General features: G+C 64.3%; 17 protein-coding genes. 9 read left to right on the top strand and 8 right to left on the bottom strand.

Annotated elements, in window-relative coordinates; translation table 11 throughout:
• The first annotated feature begins 81 nt into the window (after positions 1 to 81).
• From FP2506_RS13380 to FP2506_RS13370, 3 genes are all read left to right on the top strand, one after another.
• Positions 82 to 1,203 (top strand): molybdopterin-binding protein, encoded by a 1,122-nt coding sequence (locus tag FP2506_RS13380; RefSeq protein WP_007068058.1) that lies wholly within the window; start codon positions 82 to 84, stop codon positions 1,201 to 1,203.
• Entirely contained in the window at positions 1,200 to 3,149 is a 1,950-nt protein-coding gene (locus tag FP2506_RS13375; RefSeq protein ID WP_007068057.1) for a molybdopterin biosynthesis protein, read from the top strand. The genes FP2506_RS13380 and FP2506_RS13375 overlap by 4 nt, the downstream gene beginning before the upstream one ends.
• Before the next feature lie 185 nt (positions 3,150 to 3,334).
• Entirely contained in the window at positions 3,335 to 4,588 is a 1,254-nt protein-coding gene (locus FP2506_RS13370) for a molybdopterin molybdotransferase MoeA (protein WP_007068056.1), read from the top strand.
• A gap of 166 nt (positions 4,589 to 4,754) precedes the next feature.
• Here FP2506_RS13370 and FP2506_RS13365 read toward each other — a convergent pair whose 3' ends face one another.
• The 6 genes from FP2506_RS13365 to FP2506_RS13340 all read right to left on the bottom strand — a co-directional run bounded on the left by FP2506_RS13365 (position 4,755) and on the right by FP2506_RS13340 (position 10,556).
• Entirely contained in the window at positions 4,755 to 5,375 is a 621-nt protein-coding gene (locus FP2506_RS13365) for a DUF922 domain-containing Zn-dependent protease (RefSeq protein ID WP_007068055.1), read from the bottom strand.
• A 181-nt stretch (positions 5,376 to 5,556) separates the two neighbouring features.
• Positions 5,557 to 6,570 (bottom strand): N(2)-acetyl-L-2,4-diaminobutanoate deacetylase DoeB, encoded by a 1,014-nt coding sequence (doeB, locus tag FP2506_RS13360; protein WP_007068054.1) that lies wholly within the window; start codon positions 6,568 to 6,570, stop codon positions 5,557 to 5,559.
• 5 nt (positions 6,571 to 6,575) lie between these two features.
• Positions 6,576 to 7,757: an ectoine hydrolase DoeA gene (gene doeA / locus FP2506_RS13355; RefSeq protein ID WP_007068053.1), complete on the bottom strand. Its 1,182-nt coding sequence runs from the start codon at positions 7,755 to 7,757 to the stop codon at positions 6,576 to 6,578.
• A gap of 23 nt (positions 7,758 to 7,780) precedes the next feature.
• Positions 7,781 to 8,773 (bottom strand): cyclodeaminase, encoded by a 993-nt coding sequence (locus FP2506_RS13350; RefSeq protein ID WP_007068052.1) that lies wholly within the window; start codon positions 8,771 to 8,773, stop codon positions 7,781 to 7,783.
• Complete coding sequence (gene eutB / locus FP2506_RS13345) at positions 8,773 to 9,759, bottom strand: hydroxyectoine utilization dehydratase EutB (protein WP_425277085.1); 987 nt, start codon at positions 9,757 to 9,759, stop codon at positions 8,773 to 8,775. The genes FP2506_RS13350 and eutB overlap by 1 nt, the downstream gene beginning before the upstream one ends.
• Entirely contained in the window at positions 9,756 to 10,556 is an 801-nt protein-coding gene (locus FP2506_RS13340) for an aspartate racemase/maleate isomerase family protein (protein WP_007068050.1), read from the bottom strand. The genes eutB and FP2506_RS13340 overlap by 4 nt, the downstream gene beginning before the upstream one ends.
• A 535-nt stretch (positions 10,557 to 11,091) precedes the next feature.
• Here FP2506_RS13340 and dctP point away from each other — a divergent pair.
• From dctP to FP2506_RS13310, 6 genes are all read left to right on the top strand, one after another.
• Positions 11,092 to 12,225, top strand: coding sequence for a TRAP transporter substrate-binding protein DctP (gene dctP / locus FP2506_RS13335; RefSeq protein ID WP_148227572.1), 1,134 nt, complete (start codon positions 11,092 to 11,094; stop codon positions 12,223 to 12,225).
• A 119-nt stretch (positions 12,226 to 12,344) separates the two neighbouring features.
• Positions 12,345 to 13,004, top strand: a complete 660-nt coding sequence (locus FP2506_RS13330) for a TRAP transporter small permease (protein WP_007068048.1) — start codon at positions 12,345 to 12,347, stop codon at positions 13,002 to 13,004.
• A gap of 93 nt (positions 13,005 to 13,097) precedes the next feature.
• The gene (locus FP2506_RS13325) at positions 13,098 to 14,375 is read left to right on the top strand and encodes a TRAP transporter large permease (protein ID WP_007068047.1); all 1,278 of its coding nucleotides are present in this window, start codon (positions 13,098 to 13,100) and stop codon (positions 14,373 to 14,375) included.
• Between the two features lie 38 nt (positions 14,376 to 14,413).
• Complete coding sequence (locus FP2506_RS13320) at positions 14,414 to 14,854, top strand: universal stress protein (protein WP_007068046.1); 441 nt, start codon at positions 14,414 to 14,416, stop codon at positions 14,852 to 14,854.
• Between the two features lie 69 nt (positions 14,855 to 14,923).
• Entirely contained in the window at positions 14,924 to 15,451 is a 528-nt protein-coding gene (locus FP2506_RS13315) for an Lrp/AsnC family transcriptional regulator (RefSeq protein ID WP_244404194.1), read from the top strand.
• Between the two features lie 190 nt (positions 15,452 to 15,641).
• Complete coding sequence (locus FP2506_RS13310) at positions 15,642 to 17,015, top strand: aspartate aminotransferase family protein (protein WP_007068044.1); 1,374 nt, start codon at positions 15,642 to 15,644, stop codon at positions 17,013 to 17,015.
• A gap of 97 nt (positions 17,016 to 17,112) precedes the next feature.
• On the opposite strand, the gene pbpC is transcribed toward FP2506_RS13310, so the two are convergent.
• Both pbpC and FP2506_RS13300 read right to left on the bottom strand, forming a co-directional pair.
• Entirely contained in the window at positions 17,113 to 19,260 is a 2,148-nt protein-coding gene (gene pbpC / locus FP2506_RS13305) for a penicillin-binding protein 1C (protein ID WP_007068043.1), read from the bottom strand.
• Positions 19,257 to 24,764 (bottom strand): alpha-2-macroglobulin family protein, encoded by a 5,508-nt coding sequence (locus FP2506_RS13300; protein ID WP_040489919.1) that lies wholly within the window; start codon positions 24,762 to 24,764, stop codon positions 19,257 to 19,259. The genes pbpC and FP2506_RS13300 overlap by 4 nt, the downstream gene beginning before the upstream one ends.
• Positions 24,765 to 25,054: the final 290 nt, after the last annotated feature.

The raw sequence follows: 25,054 nt of genomic DNA, 5'->3' as shown, positions 1-25,054 counted from the left end.
TTCTCTGCGGTTTCGAGTTTGCCGCGAACGCCAGCGTCGGCCATTGTCGTTCGCAAGGTTCCATGCCATCAGCGTCGGGCGATGAATGACGCAAGCGCTCCTCGATCAGGTCTGTTTCCATTCGCCGAAACGGCGTCGGCTTGGCTTTCGCAGCTTTCGACTGTTTCGCCCATCATGGTAGAGCTGGAGACGGCGGTCGGTGCCGTGATCGCCGCCCCCGCTTCCTCTGCCAGGGCCATACCCGCCGAGGACCTGGCTGCTCTTGACGGCTGGGCGATGAAGTCGAGCGATCTCGTCACCGCTTCGGCCTATGCTCCGGCGATGCTGACCTCCCTACCTTCTTTCGTCGCAGTCGGTGATGCGATGCCAGATACCTGCGACTGCGTGGTCGAGCAGAAGTTCGTCTCTATCGAGGGCCCTCTTGCCGAGGTGCGAATCTCCGCGGCCCCCAGCGACGGTGTGCTTCGTGCAGGCGACGATGTCGCGGATGGGGCTCTCTTGTTTCGCGCTGGAGACCTCATCGGCGACACGATGGTCGGCTTGGGACTAGCTTTGGGTTTGACGCATCTTTCGATACGCCGTCCTGACGTTCTCGTCATCGACGTAACCGACGAAAAAGAGAGGGGGCCGAGTACAGCCGTCGTCTGCGCGCTGATCAGAGAGGCAGGCGGCCAGGTGATGCTGGATCGAGCGTCGCGCAGTGTTGATTCGTTGACCGCGCGCCTCAAAGCAGCGGAGGCAGATCTCGTCGTAACGATCGGCGCTACAGGCGGCGGCAAGGACGACGTCGCCGCGGATGCCCTTCGCCAGGCAGGCGCGCTTGCGGCCCATCGGCTGGCGATCCGACCGGGCACGACGACGGCGCTCGGCAGGGTCGGTAAGATGTCCGTTATTGCCCTTCCGGGCCGCACGCCAGATGCATTTGCCATTGCCCTCGTGCTTCTACTTCCGGCTCTGAGGCGTCTGACTGGGACAAAGGAACCCGAGTCGCGATCGCTCACGCTCAAGCGCAAGATCGCATCGCAGATCGGTTTTGCCGAACTGGCTCTCTTCGAGCGCGCCGGCTCAGCATGTGACCCGATCGCCGTCGGGCATCTGCCTCTCTCCGCACTGGCGCGATGTGATGCGTGGGCCTTGGTCGAGGCGGCCTCGGAAGGCTTCGCGAGCGGCAGCGCGATCGATGCCTGGGCACTTGGAGGTTGATCTTGAGCGAGACCTCCCGCACGCCGAAAACCGCACCGCAATCGCAGTTCCTGACGATCCTGTCCCGCGAGGAGGCGCTCGAGCGGTTCGAGGCCGCGCTCTTCCCGCGCGATCTGCCGAGCGAGGTCGTCTCGCTCGACGCCGCGCTCGGCCGAGTCCTCGCGGAAGATGTTGCGGCGCCGCGTGACGTCCCCGGCTTCGACCGCGCCAATGTCGACGGATTTGCGGTGCGGGCCGCGGATATCGAGACGGCCGGTCCGGCGAGGCCCGTCACGCTCGCTCTCAACAACGAGATCCTCGCCTGTGGTATCGCGCCCCGCATCGCGGTCGTGACCGGAACCGCCACGCCAATTTCTACCGGTGGGGTGATCCCTCGCGGAGCGGACGCGGTTCTGATGGTCGAAGACACCGAGCCGCTGGACGAAGTTCGGATCGAGGTCCGCCGTGCCGTTGCTCCCGGCCGTTTCATCGCCTTCGCCAGCTCCGATCTTGCGTTGGGCGAAACGTTTCTGCGCGTTGGCGCGCGGATCGGCCCACCTGAAATCGGAATGATGGCCGCCTGCGGTATCGACCGCGTCCCGGTCGTTCGCCAGCCCTCGGTGGCCGTCCTTTCGACCGGCGACGAACTCGTTCAACCGGGCGAAATAGCCGGCCCCGCTCAGGTTCACGACGCCAATGGTGCGATCGTCTGCGCCACGATCCGCGAGAACGGGGCGGATGCCAAGTTTCTCGGTGCGTTCCCCGACGATGAAGAGAAGCTCGAAGCTGCCATGCGCGGGGCGCTCGCGCGGCACGACATGTTGGTCCTCTCCGGAGGCACGTCCAAGGGCGCCGGAGATGTCACCTATCGCATCCTCGATCGCCTCGGCGAACCAGGCATCATAGCCCACGGTGTCGCGCTCAAGCCTGGCAAACCGCTCTGCCTTGCGGTTTGCGACGGTAAGCCCGTTGTCGTGCTACCGGGCTTCCCGACTTCTGCGATCTTCACCTTTCAGGACATGATCGTACCGGTGCTCCGCCGTCTAGCCGGCCTGCCGCCGCGCTCGGATGCATCGGTCCCGGCGCGGGTCGCTGTCCAGATTCCCTCCGAACTTGGTCGTGCGGAATTTGCCATGGTCTCGCTGGTGAAGGGTGAGGACGGTCTCGTCGCCTTTCCGACCGGCAAGGGATCGGGCGCCATCACATCCTTCACCCAAGCAGACGGTTTCGTACGGATCGAGCCGCTCGCCGACGAATGGCCGGCCGGCAAGGAGGCCGAGGTCTCGTTGTTCTCGTCCAATCTTCGGTTGCCCGATCTTGTCGTGATCGGCAGCCATTGTACGGGCCTCGACCGAATTCTCGGCCTCCTTGCGCGGAGCGGGGTCACGGCACGATCGATTGCGGTCGGAAGCCTCGGTGGGCTCAAGGCGGTCAAACGCGGCGAATGCGATCTTGCCCCGATCCATCTCCTCGATGAAAAGACCGGGCGCTACAACGCGCCCTTCCTCGGCGAAGGCATGGAACTCATTCCCGGCTGGCGGCGCATGCAGGGCCTCGCGTTCCGAATTGGGGATGCGCGGTTCGAGGGGACGAGTGCGGAGGAGGCGCTACGGCGCGCGCTTGCCGATCCGGACTGCCTGATGGTCAATCGCAATGCAGGCTCCGGCACGCGCATCTTGCTTGACAAGCTCCTGAAGGCCGCGCGCCCGTCAGGCTACTCCAACCAGCCCCGTTCCCATAACGCCGTCGCCGTTGCAGTTGCGCAGCATCGCGCAGACTGGGGCATGACGATTGCACCGGTCGCGGATGCTGCAGGTCTCGGTTTCCTGCCCGTCGCCGAAGAACACTACGATTTCGCCATTCAAACGAACCGGCGCGATCGACCAGCGGTGCAGCGCTTTATCGAGACGCTTCAGTCCGAAGCGGGTCGACAGGCGATCCGTCGAGCCGGTTTCGAGCCCGTTTGACCGAAGCACGCGACCGCCCCTCAAACATCCTTGCTGTCCCTTGCGTCTCGCTTTGTTTGGCACGGAACACCCGACAATTTGCAAAGGCTGCCGTGCTACCGCTCCATAATCGGAGACTGGAGAGACCCTGCATTCTTTGCTAGGTCGCGGAACGATCAGACTTTCTCAGGACCGACCGAACCTCGATGGCGCAACTTTCCGACGATTGCTTTGCCTTCGGCGGGCCCATGATGACGGTTGCCGAGGCTAAAAGCCTCATCCGCGAACGCCTTCGGCCGGTCGGTGGGATCGAAACCGTCGCCCTTTATGAAGCCGACGGTCGCATCCTTGCCGAGGATATCGCCGCCCCGCTCGACCTTCCGCCCTTCGCCAATTCCGCCGTCGACGGCTATGCGATCGATGGTGCTTCGATCCCTACGGAGAGCGAGGCGGCATTCACAGTTTCAGGCCCCGTCCAAGCCGGCACGTCGCCCGAGCGCCTCGACGCCGGTAGCGCTGCGCGCATCTTCACCGGCGCACCGATGCCGGAGAACGCCGACACCGTCTACATGCAGGAGGATGTCCGGCTCAATGCGGGAAACTTCGTCCACCTGCCGGTCGGCCTTACGCGCGGTTCCAACGCACGTCCCGCGGGTGAGGACGTGGCTCGCGGCGACACCATCCTTTCTGCTGGACGGCGTCTTCGTCCGCAGGACATCGCGCTTACAGCTGCCTTCGGCCTTACCCATCTTCGGGTGCGCACCCGTGTGCGGGTCGCGATCTTTTCCACCGGCAACGAACTCGTCGAGCCCGGAGAGACACGCGGCCGTGCCCAACTCTTCGATTCCAACCGCGCAATGCTGATGGCCATGGCCCGAAGACTCGGGGCCGAAGTCACCGACCTCGGCATACTGCGCGACGATCGCGCGACGATCGCGGACGCACTCGTGGGAGCGGCGCGTGAGCATGATATCATTCTCACTTCGGGGGGCGTTTCGACGGGCGATGCCGATTTTGTTAAGGACGCACTTCAGGCAACCGGATCGCTCGTTCTATGGCGCATCGCGATCAAACCAGGTCGCCCGGTCGTCATGGGCGTGGTTGCAGGTACACCGCTCATCGGCCTGCCGGGTAATCCGGTCGCGAGCTTCGTCACCTTCGCCCATGTGGCGCGACCGGCGATACTGGCTCTGGCAGGCGGTGAAGCGACCGCGGGACTGACTCTGCCGGTTCGCGCGGCTTTCGCCTATCGCAAGAAGAAGGACCGGCGCGAATATGTCCGCGCCAGCATCCGAACGGGGTCTGATGGCCTGCCAGAAGCCGTGAAATTTCCACGTGAAGGAGCTGGCCTCATCTCCTCCCTCGTCGGCACGGACGGTCTCGTCGAACTACCGGAGGAATTGCGCGAGGTCGCTGCAGGCGACACTGTCTCGTTTATCCCTTATGATACACTTTTCTAATCCATAGGCAGTTTCAATAGAAAAAGTATTGTCTTACGAAAAGCCAAAACACACTTCGTCATGTGCGGTAAAAGCGGAGAACTCGTCGAAGAATTGAGAAGCAGTCCCGACGCACCGAAGGGCGCGTTACGGTGACATTCTGGTTTGAAGGAGCGTCCTTTCGGCCTTAGCGTGGTGCACTATACAGAGATCGCTGCAATGCGCGATTCAGCCTCAGGTTTACCTCGCGGCCCTCAATAACGTCGAATTCGCGCTGGGCTCGTTCGTGATCGGCGAGGTAGCGTGACATCACGGTGTTGGCCACTGCCTCCATCTGACGGCAAGTTCGCTCGGTCCGCAGATTCTTGAGGGCGCTTTCAAGCCGTTTCAGATAGGATATCGCAATGTCGCTATGCTTCTTTTCGTGACGTTGGATGTCTGCGGCTAGCGTGCGCCAGACGAGTGCGGTGCGGCCATCGACCCGTTTGGGACGGTACCATTTGGGCAGAGTCGTCTTGAGTTTCAGCTTGATTTCGGTCCGATCGACCGCGCATCCGCCGTTGACGCGTTTGTAGCTTACTCGTCCGTCAAACTGAACAGAGGTCGCGCCGGGATGGCGCTGGCCGCTGCCGGAGATCATTGGACCCGACTGCGAAAGACTGCGGTCGATCTCTGCGAGCGAACCACCGTGTACCGCGAAGAACTGGGTCGATTGGCTGACCTCTCCGGATAACGACGGGGATGCTGTAAGCACTGTTCCGGCGACCGCTGCGCAGATGGCTAGAATACGGGTCGAATGCTTCGTCATCGCTCACGCACCTTCCGTAGATTGCCTTAGAAGAATGCTATGTCGCGCGGCCGCCGAGAACAATGGCGAAAATAAGATAAGTTAGCAAAGCGTTAAAGCAGCGCCGGACAAATGCAGTGCGGAAGGGCGAATATCCGCAGAGTGAGCGACTGGATCGTCAAGCAGCGGGCGTGCGCGACGCTCAAACCTCGCTTTTCACGGCGAGGACGGCGATGCAGTCGCCTGCCTTGACGAGGCCGGGGAAGTGCCGGGCGGCAAGGACGCCGTCCATCTTGGCCCAGAACTCGTAGGGCTCGGAGCCCGTCCGGTCGATCGGCCATGCCCGCGCGATCGGTTGGCCTCGGGTTACTGCGTCACCCAGGTCGACCAGCGGCTCGACCATCCCGTCGATCTCGGAGAAAGTGAAACAGCGGTCGTCCGGCATGTCGAGCCAGTTTGTCGGGCCAATCTCTGGTTCGCCGGTAAGAATGCCGGCATGTTTCAGAAGATTCCGAACGCCGCGCTTGGCGATCGACACCGTGCGGGCGGTCGTCGAACCGCCGCCGCCGAGTTCGGTGGTGACGAAGGTCTTGCCCATCGCCTCGGCCGTCGTGTCGAACATGCCGACGGCGTCGATTTCCAGCATCTTGACCGAGTAGGGAGCCCCGAAGGCGTGGACGGCCGCGAAACACGCCTCTTCCTGACTCTTGTCGTCGAGGATGTGCGCGGCCGCAAAGGGTAGGAAATCCAGCGTCTTGCCGCCGGAGTGAAAGTCGAGCACCAGATCGGCCATCGGCAAAAGGTTTCGCGTCACGTAATCGGCGATTTTTTCGGTGGGATTGCCGAAGGGCCTGCCGGGAAAGGAACGGTTGAGATTGCCTTTGTCGATCGGGGACGTGCGCGTCCCGGCCCGGAATGCCGGATAGTTGAGCGCGGGGACGATCATGACGCGTCCCGATACTGCGTCGGCGTCCAGCGAGCGCGCGAGATCGAAGAGTGCGATCGGTCCCTCGTACTCGTCGCCGTGATTGCCGCCAGTGAAGAGCGCGGTCGGTCCTGTCCCATTCTTTACCAAGGTGATCGGCGTCAGGATTGCGCCCCAGGCGCTCTCGTCGCGGCTGAAGGGCAGACGCAGGAAGCCGTGCTGCTTGCCGTCCCTGTCGAAATCGACGGTCGAGAAGACGGCGGAAGGCGGCAGATCATCGGGGGCGAGCATGGTGTTCAGTCCTTCACAACGAGCTTGCGCGGCACGTCGGCAAGCAGTTCGTAGCCGGTCTCGGTAATCGCGAGGCTTTCCGTAATCTCGAGGCCCATGTCCTCGAGCCAGAGCGCGGTCATGAAGTGGAAAGTCATGCCGGATTCGAGCACGGTCGTGTCGCCGGGGCGCAGGCTCATCGTCCGCTCACCCCAGTCCGGCGGATAGGAGAGGCCGATCGGATATCCGGTGCGGCTGTCCTTTTGGATGCCGTGCTTCTTCAGGACCGCGAAATAGGCGTTGGCGATGTCCTCACAGGTATTGCCGGGTTTGGCGGCTTCGAGGCCGGCTTCCATGCCTTCGAGCGTTGCCTTTTCCGCATCGATGAAGATCTGCGGCGGTTTGCCGAGGAAGACCGTGCGCGACAGCGGGCAATGATAGCGGTGATAGGCGCCGGCGATCTCGAAGAAGGTGCCTTCCCCGGCCTTCATCGGTTTGTCGTCCCAGGTGAGATGCGGCGCGACGGCATCGGGGCCGGAGGGCAGCATCGGCACGATCGCGGGATAGTCGCCACCATGACCGTCGGCACCTCGGATGCCGACGTCGTAGATCTCGGCGACGAGATCGCATTTGCGCATGCCGGGCTCCATCACCTCGGCGATGCGCTCGTGCATCTTGGTAACGATCCTGCCCGCAATACGCATGTAGTCGAGTTCTGTGGGGCTCTTCACCGCCCGCTGCCAGTTCACAAGCGCCGTCGCATCCACGAAGCGCGCGTTCGGCAGATGCTTTTGGAGCGCGGCGAAGGCGGCGGCCGAGAACCAGTAATTGTCCATCTCGACGCCAATGGTCATGCCATCCCAGCCGCGATTGGCGATGACGGTCGCGAGATAGTCCATCGGGTGGCGCTCGGTGCACTGAACGTAGTGGTCCGCGTAACCGACGATGTTGTCATGGGCGAGATAGGCGGTACGCCTGGCCCCGTTGGCATCCATATTGCGGCCGTACCAGACCGGCTCGCCCTCCGGCCCGACGATGACACCCTGATGGACGTAAAACGACCAGCCATCATAGCCTGTCAGCCAGGCCATGTTGGAGGGATCGGACACGTAGAGGCAGTCGATGCCCTTCGCCGCCATGGCCCTGCGGGTCTTCCCGAGGCGGTCGGTATATTCGGCGCGGGTGAATTTAAGGTCGGGTTCACGCATCTGCGGCGCTTTCTGAGGTGGGGTCAGTTGTGGATGGTCGTGCCGGCGCCGGACCTCACGATCCGCGCATGGGCAAGGGTTGCGATGGCCGTGTCCTGAACGCCGGTTCCCGTCAAGTCCACGATGGTGAAGGCGGTGTCGGACGGGCGGCCGGACGCGCTTCCGGCGATGACGGCGCCGAGTTCTGGGAAGCTCGCATCGTTCGAGACGAGGCCGGCTTCGATCGCGTGATGCAGTTCGCCGAGGCGTCGCGTCTGGGAGAGGCTGTCGGCGACGTAGAGATCGGCTCCGGCGATGGCCTGTGGGTCGATCTCGTTCTTGTGCTCGGCATCCGAGCCCATCGCCGTCACGTGCTGTCCGGATCTAAGCCATCCGGCCTCGATTAAAGGGGCGGTTGACGGCGTGGTGGTAACGATGACGTCCGCGCTCTCGACGGCTTCCCGTGCTGAAGACACTGCTTCGACAGGGATTTCGAGCTTCTCGGAAAGAGCTCGTGCCTTTGCTGTCGCCTTCTCAGTATCGCGCGCCCAGAGGACAGCGCGCTCGATCGGTCGGACCAGCATCAGGGCTTCAAGCTGAAGGCCGGCCTGGACTCCGGCGCCTAGGATTGCCGCGCTCTTCGCATCGGCGCGCGCCAGATGCCGTGCCGCAACGGCACCGGCGGCAGCTGTCCTCAGATCGGTGAGATAGCCGTTGTCGAGAAACAGGGCCTCGACGAGACCGGTCGTGGACGACAGGAGCATCATCAGCCCGTTGACGCTCGGCAGCCCGAGTTTCGGATTGTCGAAGAAGCCCGGACTGACCTTCAACGCGAAGCCCGAGAGGCCCGGCACATAGGCCGTCTTTACATCCATCTCGCCGCGATGCTCGGGAATGTCGAGCCTCAGGATCGGCGGCATGACGACCGGCTTCGTCGCGAGCGCGAGAAACGCGTCCTCGATGGCGTTGACGAGGGCGACATCCAACCCGATCTCGGCTCTCAGCTCGCGCTCTGTCAGGATTCGAACATCCGGCATCAGGCGATCTCCTCGAGACTGTTCGCTCCGTTGATGACGGCGCGATGCTGGCGCATGTCGACATTGCGGCCCGAGAGTAGGAGAATCGTTGGCCCCTTCGGCCTCAGTCTGCCGGCAAGCAGCGCGCCAATGCCGACCGCAGCGCCGCCCTCTATGATTTCGCGCTCTTCAAAATAAGCGTGGCGCATGCCGCCGGCGATCTCGGCTTCGGTGAGCAAGATCACCTCGTCGACAAGGTCGCGCACCATCTCGAACGTGTAGGCGTTCTTCAGCCCGATCCCGCCACCGAGGGAGTCGGCGAAACTCGGCATTTCCTCAACCTCGACGGGACGGCCGGCGGCAAGGCTCGCCTGCATCGCCGCACCGCGCTCCATCGAGACGCCGACGATCCGCGCTCCCGGCAAGCGCGCTCTCACCGCCCGGGCAATTCCGGCGATGAGCCCACCGCCGGAGAGCGGGATCACGACCGTCTCAGCGTCCGGGCAATCCTCGGCAATTTCCAGCCCGATCGTGCCCTGCCCAGCGATGATGTCGGCATGGTCGAAAGGCGGGATATCGGCAAAGCCCTCCTCGGCCACCAGCCGGTCCACCTCCACCTGCGCCTCATCCTGGCTCCTGCCGACGATACGCGCCTCCGCCCCGAGCGCTTCGATGGCCTCGACCTTGGTTTGCGGCACGAGTTTCGACATGCAGATGACGGCCGGAATGCCGGCAGCTTTCGCCGCGTGGGCGAGCGCGCGACCGTGATTGCCGGTGGAGGCACAGGAAACACCGGTGGGCCGGGACTTCTCCGCCAGCCGCAGAACCGCGTTCGTCGCGCCGCGCAGCTTGAAGGCACCTGTGATCTGCCGATGTTCGAGCTTGAGATGAACGGACACTCCGGCTCTGGCCGAAAGGCTCGGCGAGACCTCCACGGGCGTATGCCGAACATGGCCGGATATCCGGGCCGCCGCGGCCTCGATGTCGGCAAGAGAGATTGTCGTCACGATGCGGCAACTTCGGGAAAGCCGGCGCACGCGGAACCAACACTCCGCCGCATCAACCGGCCGGGCGCGAAAGAAGCTGGCTGAATTCCAAGCAGGTCCAGGCATTCCCAGGTCGCCGCGTGATTGCTGGTAATCACCGGCTTACCGATCGCCGCCTCTATCTGGTCGACCACATCCAGGGAGCGGAGCGCAGTGCAGGAGATGAAGAGGGCGTCCGAATTGTCGGAAATCGCATTCGCCGCAAGCTCTGCGATCACGTCCGGCTTCAAGCGCGCCATGGCCACGTCGTCTTCGATTTCGAGCGCGGTTAAGCGGTCGACGGCAAAGCCCTTCACCTCGAAATAGGTCGCCATCGGCCGGCTGACCTCGAAGCTGTAGGGCGTCAGGATGCTGATCCGCCGTGCCCCGAGGGCTTTCAGCCCCTTTGCGACGGCCAGCGGCGGCGTCACGACGGCGGCACCGGGTTTCGCCGTTTTCAGGGCAGCGTCGACGACGCCATCGCCGATCAGTACGGAAGCGGAAGTGCAGGAAAAGGCGAGGACGTCGATCAACTGGCCGGGGAGAAGAGCCGAAGCGGCATCCGTCAGACGGTCAGCCATTGCCAGGAGGTTTGCATGGGTCACTGGGTTGGCGAAGGCGATGCGGTTGACGACGAGCTCGATGCCGGTTCCGAAGAAGGCGCGGGCATAGTCGCGCTCGCTTGTTTCGTCTGTCGAAAGCGCAACGAGACCAACACGGCGCGGCGCTTCGACCTCGAAGCGCAATGCGCTCGCATCGACCGCACACTCGTTCCACATCGCTTTCGTCTCTCGATTTCGTTTGAAGAGACCGGCCGAGCGACTCGCTTTGCGCCGGTACAGGTCGCAAGACTTCAGACCCAGAATCTGCCTCCGATCAAGGCATGCCGCGAAATGCGGCAGATCCTCGGCTTAAACTAGTCTTGCTAGATAGATCGTCTGCTTATTGTCGGCTCTACAGGACATCGTTCGCTCGACTTGGATCGGTCGCTGGGTAACCATCTGTGGCCAGCCACACGTCGCCCCGATCGAAGAGAGGCCCAACGAGGTTGCACCGTCCGAGATATCCCGTGCCCGGCATGCTATTCCGCCCATCGCGGCAACGCTTTTGCCCGGCCACACGGGGACCCGGACGATCCCTCGGCTTTACTCGATCTGCGACGTCTTTCCGTGGCTCGGTGCCCCCGACCGGACCCCACCGAAGGGGCGGTCCGCATGCCGCTGAATGGGCAGGCAGGCGAACCGGCGCGTCGGCTCGAATGCTTTTTCGGTGCACCGGCCATCCTTCAACTCCATCGATCGAGGAGATCAGCCTATGACCGACCTTTTCCGCCTGACCCGCCGCAGCGCGCTCGCCGCCGCTCTTGCGACGACCGCGACCCTCGCGCTTTCGGTCGGCTCCGCGTCCGCCGCCGAATGGAAATACGCCATCGAGGAGGCCATCGACGAGGTTCAGGGCGTCTACGCCACCAAGTTCAAGGAATATGTCGAGGCGAATTCGGACCACACGGTCTCGATCTTTCCCTTCGGCACGCTCGGTGAGTCCGCCGACACGACCGAACTCGCACAGATGGGTGCGATCCAGTTCGTCGATCTATCGCCAGGCTTCACCGGTAGCCTGATCCCCGAGTTGCAGGTCTTCCTCCTGCCCTACACGCTTCCCGAGGATCCGGAAGTCCTTGCCGACTTCTACAAGACCTCGCCGACGATCAACGAGGATCTCGCCGCGCTCTATGAGAAGCAGTCGCTGCGTCTCATCGACATGTTCCCCGAGGGCGAGGTGGTGATGACCACCAAGGAGAAGGTGGAAGCGCCGGCCGACCTCAACGGCGTGAAGTTCCGCGTCATGACGACGCCGCTCCTGGTCGAGACTTACAATCAGTTCGGCGCAACCGCGACGCCGCTCCCCTGGGGCGAAGTCTTCGGCGCCCTGCAGCTCAACATGATCCAGGGCCAGGAAAACCCGATGTTCTTCGTCGAATCGACGAAGATGTATGAGGTGACCGACCACATCACCTTCACGGGCCACAACACCTTCACGACCGCCGTCGCGGCGAACCAGAGCTTCTACGAAGGTCTCTCCGAAGAGGACAAGACGCTGGTGCAGGAGGCCGCCGATCAGGCCTACGATTACATCATCGACTACCAGAAGGGCCTTGAGGAAGAGTCGCTCGACAAGATCATGGAGGCCAAGCCCTCGATGACGGTCACGCGTCTCACGGACGAGCAGCGCGAGCCGTTCCGCGAGGCCGCCCAGGCGGTGCGTGAGAGCTACGCCGAGATGACAGGCGAGAGCGGACAGGCGATACTCGACGGCTTCGAGAAGGACATCAAAGCGTCCGAGGAGCGCGTTGGTGGCGGTTCGTCCGACGGTGCGGCCTCGGAGGAGGCAACCGAAGCCTCCGCCAGCGGCGAGGAGGCGATGGAGGGCGAGACCAGCGCCAACTGATCGAGACCGTGAAGATTCGGCGGCCGGCAAAAGGCCTGCCGCCGAGCGCTCACCGCCCGTAAACGGTAGCGCCGGATCGTTCGGCGCCGCCGATGAGACACTTCAAGCCGGGATCGCGAATGCCGAACGCCGAAGCTTACAAGAGCAAGCCCGATCCGGGCGAACCTCCCCATGCCTCGACCGAGACGGGCGCTGCGGCCGAGGCAAATTCGGGCAAAACGACGCCAGGTTTCACCGGCATCCTCAGGCCCCTCGGCCTGATCGACCGCGCGCTTGCGTTTTTCGAGGCTGCAATCCTCGTCACCGGTATCCTTGCCATGGCGATCATTTCGGTGGCGAATGTCATTGGGCGTTTTGGCTTCGGCCAGAGCCTCTATTTCGCCGAGGAGGCGACGCAGTTTCTCGTCATCCTCGTTACATTCGCCGGAATCGGTTTCGCCGCCCGGCATGGCCGGCATATCCGGATGTCAGCAATCTATGATGAGTTGCCGGACAAGGCGCGCAAGGCGCTGATGATCGTGATCGCGCTTGTAACGGCGGCGATCATGTTCCTACTCGCCTGGTATTCGCTGCTCTACGTCCTCAGCGTCTACGATTCCGGTCGAATCGCTCCCGTTACGCAGATCCCGATATTCCTGACGCTGGTCTGGCTGCCGATCGGCTTCATCATCACCGGCATCCAGTATCTTCTGACCGTGGTCGCCAATCTCACTCGGAAAGACGTCTATCTGTCGGTATCGGTCGTGGATTCCTACGATGACAGGGAGACGGCGGTTTGAGCGCTGCTCTTCTCCCCATGCCAAGCACTTTCAAGGTGAACGGCGGCGCGTGCGGATCCGGACGCAAGTCGGAAGCGAGAGGAGTTTTCTGACATGGCGACCGCGATGATCGTCACGATGATCGTTCTCCTTCTCCTCGGCTTTCCGATGATGATCCCGCTCATCGCGGCGACGCTGGTCGGCTTTCTCATCTATCTGCCAATCCCGGCCGATATCATGGTCCAGCAGATGCTGGCCGGCATCCGCCCCGCGGCGCTGATCGCGGTGCCGATGTTTATCCTGGCGGCCGACATCATCACCAAGGGCCAATCCGCCGATCGTCTGATCGATCTCGTTATGCGCTTCGTCGGCCATGTGCGCGGGGGACTCGGCGTTGCGACGGCGGCGAGCTGCACGCTGTTCGGCGCGGTGTCGGGCTCGACCCAGGCGACCGTGGTCGCGATCGGCGGCCCCTTACGTCCGCGCATGCTGAAATCGGGCTATTCCGATCCGTTCACCCTGGCGCTGATCATCAATTCCTCCGACATCGCAATGCTGATCCCGCCCTCGATCGCGATGATCATCTATGGCGTCGTCTCTGGCACCTCGATCTCGGAGCTCTTCATTGCGGGCGTCGGACCGGGCATCCTGATCCTGATCCTGTTTTCCGCCTACGCCTATATTTACGCGCGTATCAATGGCATCCCGACCGAGCCGAAGGCCTCTTGGAACGAGCGTATCAAGGCGGCGGGCGCTGCGGTCTGGCCGCTCGGGTTCCCGGTCATCGTCGTCGGTGGCATCTATGGCGGCATCTTCTCGCCCACCGAGGCGGCTTCGGTCTGCGTCGGCTATGCGCTGCTCCTCGAACTCGTCATCTTCCGGTCCCTGAAGCTTGGTGACATCCTCGACATCGCGAAGTCGACGGGTCTCATCACCGCTGTCGTCTTCATCCTCGTCGCGGCCGGCGCGGCTTTTTCGTGGGTGATCTCCTTTCAGCAGATTCCGCAGGCGATCCTCGGCGCGCTCGGTCTTGCCGAGGCCGGACCCTACACGGTGCTGATCGCCATCTCGATCGCCTTCTTCATCGGCTGCATGTTCGTCGACCCCATCGTCGTCATTCTTGTGCTGACGCCGATCTTCGCGCCTCTGATCGACGGGCTCGGGCTCGATCCGGTGCTCGTCGGAACGATCATCACACTGCAGGTCGCGATCGGTTCGGCGACGCCGCCTTTCGGGTGCGATATCTTCACGGCGATCGCGATCTTCAGGCGGCCCTATATGGAGGTCATTCGCGGTACGCCGCCCTTTGTCTTCATCCTGCTCATCGTCAGCGCGCTTTTGATCATCTATCCGCCGATCGCTCTGTTCCTTCGCGATCTGGCCTTCCGCTGACGCAGTCTCATTCCGTTTGAACCTGTCTGGGGGTTAGAATGTACGGAACGATCCTCGTGCCGGTGGACGGCTCGGACCAGTCGAAACGGGCGCTCAGGACCGCGATCGAGATGGCGAAGACCTTCGGGGCAAGACTTCTGACGCTTTGCGTCTACCGCCATCATTCGCCTCTCGAGGCGTCCCTTTCGATGGTGAAACCAAAGCTTCTCGAACGGCCCGACGATGCGCTGAAGGCCTATGCCAGCGATATCGCCGGCGATGCCCGCGACGAAGCGATCCGCGAAGGGCTCGGCGATGCCCGCGCCTATGCCAAACGCGGCCAGCCCTCGCGGGCGATCGTCGAGTTTGCCGAGGACCACAAGGCGGACCTTATCGTGCTTGGCGCGCGCGGCACCGGTGATATCGGCGGCTATCTCCTCGGCTCGGTCTCCTACAAGGTCACCTCGCTCGCCTCGATCCCCTGTCTCGTGGTGCGCTGACCGTCCGAGAATGCACTTCCGAAGTCCATGCTGTGAGACAACGCTTTACGCACGCAAGGCGATGGCTCTATGTCGGGATCTTCGGAAGACGCGTCGGGGGCGCTCATGGCACGGGGCGGCATCAAACTGGATGATCGCGACATCAGGATGCTCTCTATCCTCGAAGAGGAGGGCCGCATCTCGAAGGCAGCGCTCGCCGAGCGCGTGAACCTTTCGCCAACGCCTTGCTGGGAACGCCTCAACCGCCTCGAAGAGTCCGGAATCATCGAAGGCTACGGCGCGCGGATCGCTGAGAGCGCCTACGGACCAATGACCGTCCTCTTCGTTCTCATCGAGATCGAAAGTCACCGCACCGAGGATTTCACCGCCTTCGAAGCCGAGATCGAACAGACGCCAGAGGTCACCGAATGCTGGTGCGTGTCCGGCGGGTTCGATTATCTCTGCAAGTTCGTGACCCGCGATCTGACGTCTTATCAGGAGGTCGTCGAGCGGCTGCTGGCCTCGAATGCGGGCGTCAAACGCTATTTTTCCTACCCTGCGATCGGTCAGAAGAAGAAAACCGGCATTCCGATCGCGATGATCGAAACGGCGCGCTGACGGAGCGCAGCAACCTTCGCCCGTTGAAAGAATTCTCGCCTCGCCCGCCAATCGGCAGACGTTTGTTCGCCGCGCCCGCACCACTTTGGCAGGAGCCTCCCGCCGGGCCTTTGATATCCTCACGCCACGATCGCGCCGCGACTACTGCGGGCGAAACCTCCTATTGATTCCAAATGAGAAAGCAGCCGACATGCTCGACCGCAACAACGAACTCGGCGCATTCGACCGCGACCATTTCTTCCATCCGTCCACGCATATGGGCACCCATGCGCGCGGCGAATCCCCCACGCGGATCATCAAGACCGCGAAGAACGCGACCATCGTCGATCGTGACGGCAAGGAAAGCCTCGACGCCTTCGCTGGGCTTTACTGTGTGAATGCCGGTTATGGCCGCACCGAGATCGCCGATGCGATCGCCAAGCAGGCCCACGAGCTCGCCTATTATCACGCCTATGTCGGCCACGGCACGGAAGTCTCGATCCGCCTCGCCAAGATGATCGTAGACCGGGCGCCGGACCATATGAGCCGGGTCTATTTCGGCCTTTCGGGTTCGGACGCCAACGAGACAAACATCAAGCTCGTCTGGTACTACAACAACGTTCTCGGCCGGCCTGAAAAGAAGAAGATCATCTCGCGCTGGCGCGGCTATCACGGCTCAGGCGTCATGACCGGCTCGCTCACCGGCCTCCACCTCTTCCACAACGCCTTCGACCTGCCGCGCGCGCCGATCCTCCACACCGAGGCGCCGTACTATTATCGCCGGCCGAACCGCGACCAGAGCGAGGAGGAGTTTGCGACCTGGTGCGCCGATAAGCTGGAGGAGATGATCCTCGCTGAGGGACCCGAAACGGTCGCCGCCTTCATCGGCGAGCCGGTTCTCGGCACCGGCGGCATTGTGCCGCCGCCAGCGACCTATTGGGAGAAGGTCCAGGCGGTTCTCGACAAATACGACGTGCTCCTCATTGCCGACGAAGTCGTCACCGGCTTCGGCCGCCTCGGCTCTATGTTCGGCTCCGAGCACTACGGCATGAAGCCGGACCTCATCACCATCGCCAAGGGCCTGACCTCAGCCTACGCGCCGCTGTCCGGCACGATCGTGGGCAAGGACATGTGGAACGTCCTTGTCTCCGGTTCGGACCAACTCGGCTCCATCGGTCATGGCTGGACCTATTCGGCCCACCCGATCTGCGCGGCAGCCGGCGTCGCCAATCTCGAACTGATCGACAATCTCGACCTCATCGAGAACGTGAAGACCGTCGGTGCACGCTTCCGGAACGGCCTGCAGGATGCGCTCGGCGACCACGCGAATGTCGGCGAAGTGCGCGGTGAGGGCCTCATCGCGGCGGTCGAATTCGTGAAGGACCGGGACGACCGCGTCTTCTTCGAAGCCGACGAGAAGGTCGGCGCGCGGATCACGGCGGCCCTTGCCGAGCGCGGCGTCATCGGCCGCGCGATGCCCCAGGGCGACATCCTGGGCTTTGCCCCGCCCTTCTGCCTGACGGCCGAGGAAGCCGACACGGTGGTCGCCAAGGCGAAGGAAGCCGTCGCATCCGTGCTGGGATAGGTCGCTTCGGAGAGGCGAGAGGCCGGCTCTTTCGACGCGTCTCGAACGCGTCGGGGGTTGCACTTGCGTCGCCCGATGCCGGATTTCGCGCGCCGCGCTATTCGACCCGAACGGATGTGCGCGCGGCGGCGCCCACCGCATCGACGACCGAGATGTCGAGAAAACCGGGTTCCGCAATCGCCACCGCCGACTGGCGCTCGAGGGTTCCCTGGCCGATCGGCGCACCGTCGACGAACCAGGTGAAGGGCGGCTTGCCGTTGCGCACCTTGAGAAAAAGTTGGGCGCCGCCGCCGCGCGTCGGGGCCTTCTCGGCCGGTGCGCCGTCTCCGCCGGTAGCCGCCCGCACGAGGCCAAGTTCGATGCGCGCGTCTATCGGCGGATAGACGATTTCCGGCTCGAGGCCGGAGGTGAGGAGCGCCGCGGCACGCCCCACGCGGCGAAGCGGCGGGGGCAGGCCACCTCCGCTGGACGCCAGAATGCCGGGTGGCGGGCCGGCTAGGCGCTCGACGGGGCCGAGCCGGGCGAAGACGTCGCGTAGGACCGGCAGCGCCAAAGTTTCGCCGACGAGGCCACTCACCGGCGCGCCATCCGGCCGTCCCATCCAGATGCCGACGACATGCTTTCCGTCGTAGCCGATGGTCCAGGCGTCGCGATATCCATAGGACGTGCCGGTCTTATGGGCGATCTCGCCGGGCGATCCCTTCGCTGTTGTCGGCGCGCCGGCGAGAACCGAAGCGACGTACCACGCAGCCTGCGCCGACAGGATGCGGCGACCGCCGGTTCTGAAGGAAATCCCATCCTTCGCCTCGATGTGAAGCGGCATCGCGACGCCGCCATTGGCGAGCCCGCAATAGATCTGGACGAGGTCTTCAAGGCTGAGGCCGATGCCGCCGAGCCCAATCGCGAGCCCCGGCAGGGAGCGGTCGCCCAGTTCCGGCTCTGCACCGGAGCGCCTCATGCGATAGACGAGCCGGGCCGGGCCGACGGCACTCAGGAGTTCGACCGCCGGAAGGTTGCGCGACATCTGCAGCGCCTTGCGGGCGGTGATGACGCCTTCGAAGGTCTTGTCGAAATTCTGCGGGTTGTATCCAGCGAATCCCGCCGGAGAGTCGTCGACCAAGCTTTCGGGATGGGCGATCCCGCGCTCGAAGGCGAGGCCGTAGATCAGCGGTTTCAGGGTCGAGCCAGGCGAGCGCTTGGCGCGGGTCAGGTCGACGAAGCCCTGCCGTTCCCGGTCGAACATGTCCGGCGAGCCGACATCGCCGAGGATTTCGCCGGTCTCGGCGTCGGCGACGAGAATGGCGAGGCTCACCGGCTTTCGCAGCGTCTTCGCCTTGGTGCGCGCGTAGGTCTCCAGCCGCTCTTGGATCGAGCGATTCACCGTCAGCCGGATGCGGTCGCGTTCCGGGGAGGCCGCGTGCAGGCGCCCGGCGGCATGGGCTGCGAGCATGGGCAGGGCGCCACGCCCTTCCGACGTCGCTTCGCGAAGCCCACGCGCCGCGGTGTCTTCGTCGATCACGCCGAGCTCTTCCATGCGGGCGAGAACCCGGTCCCGCGCTTTTTTCGCACGCTCGGGGAAGCGGTCCGGCCGGAAACGCTCCGGCGATTGCGGCATGGCGACGAGGAGCGCGGCCTCGGCTGCCGTCATCTGCTTCGGCTCACGGCCGAAATAGGCGAGCGATGCGGCCCGCACGCCCTCCAGATTGCCGCCATAGGGCGCGAGGCGAAGGTAGAGGGTGAGGATCTCGTCCTTGGTTCGCACCCGTTCGAGCGCCGTTGCGACAAGGATCTGCTCGAACTTCGCTTCGATGCTCCCGGTCGGCAGGCCGGACAGCATGCGCGCGACCTGCATCGTCAGCGTCGATCCGCCGGAGACGATCCGCCCATGGGTGAGCGACTGCCAAGCGGCGCGGACGAACGCGAGGGGATCGACGCCGGCATGCTCGGCGAAGCGCTTGTCCTCCCAGGCAACCAGCATGCGCAGGAACCGCGGATCGACATCGGAGACGTCCGCGGCGAGGCGCCACGTGCCGTCGTCGGTCGCGAAGGCCCGCAAGAGCTCTCCGTCCCGGTCGACGACCTCGACGCCGGTGTCCGGCTCCTCGATCGCCGCGATCCGCGTCTCGACCGCGCGTTCGAAGGCGAGCCAGCCCCAGGTGCTGAGCCCAAGAACGACCAAGGTTGTGACGAGGGCTGCGAGCCCGTTCCACTTCAGGCGTTTTGGGCGCTTTTTCGCGCTCGTCACCGAAGCGGTCCGACGACGGAGATGCGGGTTTCGTCCGTCCCTCCGCGCCGGCTGGGATCGTACATGTTCTGGACTAGCGCCGCCGGATGAACGAATTCGCCTGGCGAGACGGCGCGGACAATGTATGCGAAGCGGCGAACCGCAGTGTCGTCCTCGCCCTGGTCGACCGCGGCGAGGAAGCGGTCGGCGCGGAACTCTGTGTGCTCCGCCCTGTCCGTGACATCCAGCCAATCGAGCGCCGCGACATCGCCGCCGCGCAGGATGGACGGATTGTCGATCTCGAAGCCGGCGGGAAGCGGGTCGTCGATCATCAGGCGCGCGGGCCCCTGATCGATCGGCGTCACCTCGACGACGAAGACGAGCCGCTCGCCCTGGCCGATCTCCGCGGGATTGGCCGGTTCCCCCTCCAGCGTATAGGCGGTGCGCCTGATCTCGTAGCCGTCGACCGATGCACCCGGTGCGACGATCGGCGTGCCGCGAAGAGTGACTTCAGCCGTGATCGGTTGGGCGCCGCGATTGGCAACGTCGAGACCGCGCATCAGATCGCGAGCTTGGTAGGTCTCGGCGAAGGGGCCGTCGACATTGCGGCCCGCCACCGTCAGGCGCGGCGGCTCGCGATCGAGAAGCGCGTGCGCGGCAAGGAGCGACCAGGCGTCTTCCTGCGTGCTCGTATAGTGCTGGGTGAGCCGTCCGGCGTTCACCTGCCGCACCAGCGGCGAGACGTCGAACCCATCGACGCCGGATTCGAGGCCGAGCGTCAGCACGGCCGCGCCGTCGCGCAGGGTGGAGCCATAGGTCGAATAGCGGGCCGTATTTGGCGCGGCGTCGGTCGCGTCCTCGATTGCGGCGCGGAAGACGGTCTCGGCCCGCGTCCGGTCGCCGTAGAAGGCGAGCGCGGCGGCCATCTGGCCCTTGGCGAGGGCCGGGAAGTTCGTCAGCTCGTTGTCGGCGAAATAGCGCAGATCGCCGACCGCCGCCCGGCCGTTTCGTGCGAGCACGTAATAGGCATAGGCGACTGGCCCGAAGTCCGGCTTGTCCGGCAGATAGGCGAGGTTGTTGCGAAGGTTGTCGAGGGCAAGCGTGAACGCCTCGTCCGGCACCGTATAGCCCGCCTCCCTGGCGCGGGTCAGGAAGTCGGTGACGTAGGAATCGAGCCAGAGGTCGCCGCTGCCGGGGCTCCAGAGGCCGAAGCCGCCGTTCGAAGCCTGATTGGCGAGGACGCCGGAAATCGCCGCATCGACGCGTTCCTTCACGTCCTCCGTCCGGCCGAGACCGGCCGCGAGAATTGTCGCATCGAGGTAGACGAGCGGCATCGCCCGGCTGGTGATCTGCTCGGTGCAGTCATAGGGATAGAGATCGAGCGCGCGGACGACGCCGGCAACGTCGAACTCCGCCGCGCCCGTGATGCTGACCGTCGCCGAAGCCGTGCCGGGCGCGAAATCGGCGAAGAGGTTGCGGTCGAGCGAGAGACCGCCGCCATTGGCGGCGAGCGTGACGCGGCTCTTGTCGACCTCTTCGGGCGCGTTCGAGCGGACATCGAGGGCGAAGCGCTTCTCCAGCCGATCGCCGCCGGGCAATTCGGCGGTCAGCATGAATTCCGCCGTGCCGATCTCGCCGGCACGAATCGGCACCGAGATGCGCTTGCGCTCACCCTCGGCCAGTTCGACCTCCTGTTTCGAGATCGCCTTGCCATCGGACATGCCGAGGCGGACGATATCACCGCCGCCTTCGAGACCGAGCTTCACCACGCCGGTCGGTCCCTCTCCATGGGTCACGTCCACCGCGATCCGCGAGAGATCGCCCGGCGCGAGGAAGAGCGGTCGGCTCACCGTCATCACGACCGGATCGCGGACGGTGATCGTCATGTTCGCCTCGCCGACGCCGGACTTCGTCCAGGCGAGCGCCATCACGGTCAGTTCGCCGTCGAAGTCCGGCACGTCGAAATCAACCTTCGCCTTCCCGTCGGGGGCGACCTCGACGAGGCCGGAAAACAGCGAGACGAGCTCGTCCATCGGCGGGGGCGTTTCATAGCCGCCGCTGGCATCGCCGCCGGAGCGAACCGCACCCGGCGCGCCCTGCATGCGGTCGATCAGCTTGGAATAGAGATCGCGCACCTCCGCACCGAGGCGGCGCTTGCCGAAATAGTAGTCGGACAGCGACGGCGGCTCGAAACCGGTGATGTTGAGGATGCCGGTATCGACGGCCGCGACCGTGAGATAGGCGGTCTCGCCCTCGGCGATGCCGTCCACCGCCACGTCGATGGCCACCGTGCGGCGGGGTTCGATCTCGTCTGGCGCGCCGAGGGTAACGTCGAGCGCCCGTTTGCCGGGCTCGACCTTGGCGTGCGCGAGGCCGATCGCGCGGCCCGGCATGCGCTTGGCCGCAAGGTCCATCGGCCGGTAGACGATCGCCATCACATAGGCGCCGGCGCCCCAGTCCTCGGTGACGTCGAGCGTCACGTCGCCGCCGTCGGCAGCGATCTCGGCGGTGGTGCGGGCGATCACGCGCTCGTCCATGACGAGGATTTCGGCCTTACCGGCAAAGCGCGGCTCGATATGGACTTTCGCCGTATCGCCGACCTCGTAGGACGGCTTGTCGAGAAGAACCCGCGCGGCTTCGGGCGTGTCGAGCGAGGTCGAAGCGATCGCCCAGCCCGCGTCGAAGTTGACGCTCGCCGGGAGTGCCGTACCCGAAGCGTCGGTCACCGTTAGTTCATACTGCCCCCAGGCGACCGGAAGGTTTAGGGAAAGCGGGTCGTCGGCTGAAATCTCGGCCTCGCCGTCCGCCACGCGGAACGACCGCTCGATGGGCTCGTAGTTCCAGCGGCCGTCCGACATGTACCACTGGAAATCGGTCTCGACCCGGTTGAGCGTCCATCGAACGGACGAGGCTTCCGTCCGCCGGTTCTCCGCATCGACCGCGATCACATCGAAGCCGGCCTCGGCATCGTTGGGAACGGTCTCGTCGAAGCGCGGCTTGATCCCGAGCCGCGCCGACGCGCCGGCGACGGGCAGGTCCATGTCGCGCTCGACCGGACGGCCGTCGGTATTGATCACCCGCGCGACGAGGCTCGCCGAAAGCGGTTTGGTGGTGGAGGGCGGATCGAAGCTCGCGAGATTCAGCTCTGCCTTCCCGTCGGCATCGGTGGTCGCTTCCTCAAAGGGAAGGCGCAGCACGGTGGGCTCGTCGCCCGCAAGGCCGAAGACGTAGCCTGGATAGGCGGAGAGCGCGTTCGACGAAGTCAGCACCGCCTCGCCGCCGACGCTCAGATCGCTCGCCGGCGCGCCGAACAGGTAGCGGGCATCGATCAAGACCGGAGCGGGGCTCATCGGATCGAAGGCTAACGCTTCGCTTGCCAGTTCGAAGTCGATCTTCTCGGGCAGGAAATCCTCGACGAGAACGCTGGTCTCGGCAAGCGCGGTCGTCTTGGGATCGGTGTAGAGCCCGACCTTCCAAAGCCCGCGCATGGCGCCGTCCGGTACGGCGAGATCGTAGACGAAGCCGCCCGCGCCCTGATCGCGCACCTGCATACGCTCGTGCTCGACACCGTCGGGGCGAGTGGCGATGGCGGTCAAGGATAGTCGTTCCAGCGCGGCGCCCTTCGAGTCGCGCATCAAGCCGGTGAAATGGGCGATCTCCCCTGTCCGGTAGATGCCGCGATCGGGCGTGACGAAGACGTCCACCGGTCCGGCCGGCGCGCGCCCGTCGACGCCGCGGTCCGTGAGATCGAAGGCCGACTGCGTCATGTCGAGGAAGACGAAATCCTCCCTTTCATCGCCGGAAGCAGGCCTTGCCGCCGTCAGAAGCGCCGGGCGATCACCTCCGGTTCCGGCGATCAGACCCTTGGCGAAGCGCGCATGGCCGGCCCCGTCCGTCACGGCCTCACCGAGGATCTGATTGTTCTGCGCGACGAGCTTAAGAGCGATCCCTGCTGCCGGTTCGGCCGTTCCGAGGGACCGTGCGACGACGTGGAAGCCCGTTTCGGCGGCAATGGTCGTGAGGCCGAGATCGCTCACCACGAACCACTGCGTCGCACGGGCATCCGGCTCGCTTTTCACGTTCTTCGGCAATGCCGACAGCACATAGACGCCAGGCTTGAGGTCATCGACCATGGCCGAAACCGGGATGGCGGTCGTCACCTCCTCGTTGGTCTGCGACTGGACTGCCACCGTGCCCGACCAGACGTCCTCGCCGGTTTCGTCGGCGATGGTGTCGATCTGGTAGTTGGCGAGTTGGCGCAGGAACTGCGCGTCGGCGGTCACCCGGGTCAGCGCCCGCTCGCCGATCCGCTGGAGCCGCGCTTCGATCTCGTCGGTGTTGACGGTGACCACCGGAATCTGCGCCTCCCCGCCGCGCGGCAGCACATAGGCCCGCGTCTCGAACCGGGCGAAAGGATCGCGGTCGCGCACGTAGACGCTTGTCTCGACCGACTTGCGGAGGGTTTCGCCGTCCTCGGATTCGATCGCCGGACGCGCGACGATCCGGTAGCGCTCGCCGTGCTTTACGCCGTCGACGCAGATCTGCGCGCCGCTGGCGGTGACGGGCAGCGTGTCTCCACCCTCGATCATCAGATAGTCGCCGACATTTTCCGATCGCGTCAGCTTCGCCGAGAGCGGATCGGAAAATTCGAGGCAGATGCGCGGGCTTGCGGCATTGTTGTCGACGCTGTTGCCGGTGATGCGGAAACCGTGCTCGGCGAGAACGGCGTCGAGGCGGTTGCGGGTCGATGCGCTCGATGCCAGCGCGAGACTCTCGCGATAAGTCCTGATCGCCGCGCGCCAGTTCTGCGCGCCCTCATAGGCCTGCGCCAGAAGATCGAGGGCCTTCGCGCTTCTTTCGGGGTCTGGCGCCGTCAGATAGGCGTTGATCGCCGCATCGCGCCTCAGCTCTTGGTTTTCCTGACGCTCCTGCCAGTCCTGCGGCTCGTGACGGATGGCTTCGCCTGCCAGCGAAGCCCAGGCGCTCGCGTCGAGAGGCGCACGCTTCAGGGCCTCGCGATAGTCGGCGATCGCCTTCGGGCGGTCGACCGCATTGCGCGCCCGGTCGATCAGCTCGGCCGCCGAAAGGCCGACGGCATCCATATGCGGATCGGAGCCGGCCAGCGAGAGACGCAGACGCCGGGCCGCGTCGATCTCGGAGCGCTCGACGAAGGCGAGATCGGCCTCGCGCGCCGAAACGTCCGCTTCGCTGACGGCGGCGGCCTCGACCAGCTTGCCCGAGACGGCGCCTTCGACCGTACGCAATTCGCCGGCTTCGGATTTCAGGAAGCACCAGTTCGAGCGCGTGTTGAGGGTAAAGGCCTTGCACTGCTGATCGCCCACGCAGGCGGCGGTGCAGAGGTCGAGATCGACATCCTGGAGGATATCGTAGTCGGCGCCGAAATAATCGGCCCCCTCCGTCACGATCACCCGGCGATCCGGCGTCTCCTGAGCGGAAGCGGGTGGGCCGCTGGTAAGGATCGCCGCCAGCATGACCAAAGCGAAGAGAAAGCTACCCGAGCGCATCGCCATCGCCTCCCGATCGAAGAACAAGGAAGAGCATACCGAAACATCGAACCTAACGTAAGATAGCCGAGCCCGAATCGGTTGGGCGCACGGCGTCTGGACGATCGGACGAGTGATAGCAGTCTTCAGCTGAAGACGGCTCAGATTTCGTCTTTTTCCGTTGTTTTCTGATTTGGCGGACCGGCGTTCGGATCGTACGTGATGTGCAGAGCCCAGGCGAGCCAGGCGCCAGATCCCAAAAACAGGAGTGCCCAGAATGTGTTGCCGTTTACCGCCTCGAAAACGCCCCA

It is taken from the genome of Fulvimarina pelagi HTCC2506, from assembly GCF_000153705.1.
In the GTDB taxonomy this organism is placed as follows: Bacteria; Pseudomonadota; Alphaproteobacteria; order Rhizobiales; family Rhizobiaceae; genus Fulvimarina; species Fulvimarina pelagi.
The sequence above is the reverse complement of the archived record's forward strand: the minus strand, read 5'-3'. Positions and strand labels throughout refer to the sequence as shown.